Origin of the sequence: Pantoea sp. R13S299 (assembly GCF_048515925.1) — a bacterium.
In the GTDB taxonomy this organism is placed as follows: domain Bacteria; phylum Pseudomonadota; class Gammaproteobacteria; order Enterobacterales; family Enterobacteriaceae; genus Pantoea.
The window spans coordinates 1-3151 of sequence record NZ_JBLYEF010000009.1; the positions used below are offsets into that span (position 1 = coordinate 1).

At 54.1% G+C, this 3151-nt stretch carries 2 rRNA genes; both read right to left on the reverse strand.

The features are described from left to right. Window positions 1–2: 2 nt before the first annotated feature. A 5S ribosomal RNA gene (gene rrf / locus ACN1CO_RS22325) occupies window positions 3–118 on the reverse strand. Window positions 119–214: 96 nt separating this feature from the next. After that, window positions 215–3122: ribosomal RNA gene (locus ACN1CO_RS22330) — 23S ribosomal RNA — on the reverse strand. Window positions 3123–3151 lie beyond the last annotated feature (29 nt).

Genomic DNA, 3151 nt, shown 5'->3' on the forward strand with positions numbered 1-3151 from the left:
ATGCCTGGCAGTTCCCTACTCTCGCATGGGGAGACCCCACACTACCATCGGCGCTACGGCGTTTCACTTCTGAGTTCGGCATGGGGTCAGGTGGGACCACCGCGCTAAAGCCGCCAGGCAAATTCTGTCTCCGCGCCGCCCCATAAGGGCAGCACGGTCTTTATCCGGTAACAAAGCTGAAAATCGTGTCTCTCAAAAACGCCTCTGGCGTTGTAAGGTTAAGCCTCACGGGTCATTAGTACCGGTTAGCTCAACGCATCGCTGCGCTTACACACCCGGCCTATCAACGTCGTAGTCTTCAACGTCCCTTCAGGACTCTCAAGGAGTCAGGGAGAACTCATCTCGGGGCAAGTTTCGTGCTTAGATGCTTTCAGCACTTATCTTTTCCGCACTTAGCTACCGGGCAATGCCATTGGCATGACAACCCGAACACCAGTGGTGCGTTCACTCCGGTCCTCTCGTACTAGGAGCAACCCCCCTCAATTCTCCAGCGCCCACGGCAGATAGGGACCGAACTGTCTCACGACGTTCTAAACCCAGCTCGCGTACCACTTTAAACGGCGAACAGCCGTACCCTTGGGACCTACTTCAGCCCCAGGATGTGATGAGCCGACATCGAGGTGCCAAACACCGCCGTCGATATGAACTCTTGGGCGGTATCAGCCTGTTATCCCCGGAGTACCTTTTATCCGTTGAGCGATGGCCCTTCCATTCAGAACCACCGGATCACTATGACCTGCTTTCGCACCTGCTCGAGCCGTCACTCTCGCAGTCAAGCCAGCTTATGCCATTGCACTAACCTCACGATGTCCGACCGTGATTAGCTGACCTTCGTGCTCCTCCGTTACTCTTTAGGAGGAGACCGCCCCAGTCAAACTACCCACCAGACACTGTCCGCAGCCCGGGTAACGGGCCTACGTTAGAACATCAAACATTAAAGGGTGGTATTTCAAGGTTGGCTCCACGCGAACTGGCGTCCGCGCTTCAAAGCCTCCCACCTATCCTACACATCAAGGCTCAATGTTCAGTGTCAAGCTGTAGTAAAGGTTCACGGGGTCTTTCCGTCTTGCCGCGGGTACACTGCATCTTCACAGCGAGTTCAATTTCACTGAGTCTCGGGTGGAGACAGCCTGGCCATCATTACGCCATTCGTGCAGGTCGGAACTTACCCGACAAGGAATTTCGCTACCTTAGGACCGTTATAGTTACGGCCGCCGTTTACCGGGGCTTCGATCAAGAGCTTCTCCTTACGGATAACCCCATCAATTAACCTTCCGGCACCGGGCAGGCGTCACACCGTATACGTCCACTTTCGTGTTTGCACAGTGCTGTGTTTTTAATAAACAGTTGCAGCCAGCTGGTATCTTCGACTGGCTTCGGCTCGGGGAGCAGGTCCCTCCACCTACGCGCCAGCGTGCCTTCTCCCGAAGTTACGGCACCATTTTGCCTAGTTCCTTCACCCGAGTTCTCTCAAGCGCCTTGGTATTCTCTACCTGACCACCTGTGTCGGTTTGGGGTACGATTCTGTGTTACCTGATGCTTAGAGGCTTTTCCTGGAAGCTGGGCATTTATCACTTCAGCACCGTAGTGCCTCGTCGTCACGCCTCAGCGTTGATAAGAGTCCGGATTTACCTAAACTCTCCGCCTACACGCTTAAACCGGGACAACCGTCGCCCGGCTGATATAGCCTTCTCCGTCCCCCCTTCGCAGTAACACCGAGTACAGGAATATTAACCTGTTTCCCATCGACTACGCCTTTCGGCCTCGCCTTAGGGGTCGACTCACCCTGCTCCGATTAACGTTGAACAGGAACCCTTGGTCTTCCGGCGAGCGGGCTTTTCACCCGCTTTATCGTTACTTATGTCAGCATTCGCACTTCTGATACCTCCAGCAGCCCTCACAGGCCACCTTCGACGGCTTACAGAACGCTCCCCTACCCAACAACACATAGTGTCGCTGCCGCAGCTTCGGTGCATGGTTTAGCCCCGTTACATCTTCCGCGCAGGCCGACTCGACCAGTGAGCTATTACGCTTTCTTTAAATGATGGCTGCTTCTAAGCCAACATCCTGGCTGTCTGTGCCTTCCCACATCGTTTCCCACTTAACCATGACTTTGGGACCTTAGCTGGCGGTCTGGGTTGTTTCCCTCTTCACGACGGACGTTAGCACCCGCCGTGTGTCTCCCGTGATAACATTCTTCGGTATTCGCAGTTTGCATCGGGTTGGTAAGCCGGGATGGCCCCCTAGCCGAAACAGTGCTCTACCCCCGAAGATGAGTTCACGAGGCGCTACCTAAATAGCTTTCGGGGAGAACCAGCTATCTCCCGGTTTGATTGGCCTTTCACCCCCAGCCACAGGTCATCCGCTAATTTTTCAACATTAGTCGGTTCGGTCCTCCAGTTAGTGTTACCCAACCTTCAACCTGCCCATGGCTAGATCACCGGGTTTCGGGTCTATACCCTGCAACTTAACGCCCAGTTAAGACTCGGTTTCCCTGCGGCTCCCCTATACGGTTAACCTTGCTACAGAATATAAGTCGCTGACCCATTATACAAAAGGTACGCAGTCACCCCCATAAAGAAGGCTCCCACTGCTTGTACGTACACGGTTTCAGGTTCTGTTTCACTCCCCTCGCCGGGGTTCTTTTCGCCTTTCCCTCACGGTACTGGTTCACTATCGGTCAGTCAGGAGTATTTAGCCTTGGAGGATGGTCCCCCCATATTCAGACAGGATACCACGTGTCCCGCCTTACTCATCGAGCTCACAGCATGTGTGTTTTTGTGTACGGGAGTATCACCCTGTACCCTGCGACTTTCCAGACGCTTCCACTAACACACAAACTGATTCAGGCTCTGGGCTGCTCCCCGTTCGCTCGCCGCTACTGGGGGAATCTCGGTTGATTTCTTTTCCTCGGGGTACTTAGATGTTTCAGTTCCCCCGGTTCGCCTTGCAGCACTATGTATTCATGCTGCAATGATGCACAGAGTGCACCGGGTTTCCCCATTCGGACATCGACGGCTGTAGCGGTTCATATCACCTTACCGTCGCTTTACGCAGATTAGCACGTCCTTCATCGCCTCTGACTGCCTGGGCATCCACCGTGTACGCTTAGTCGCTTAACCTCACAACCCACAGGCGTTTTACAACGCTG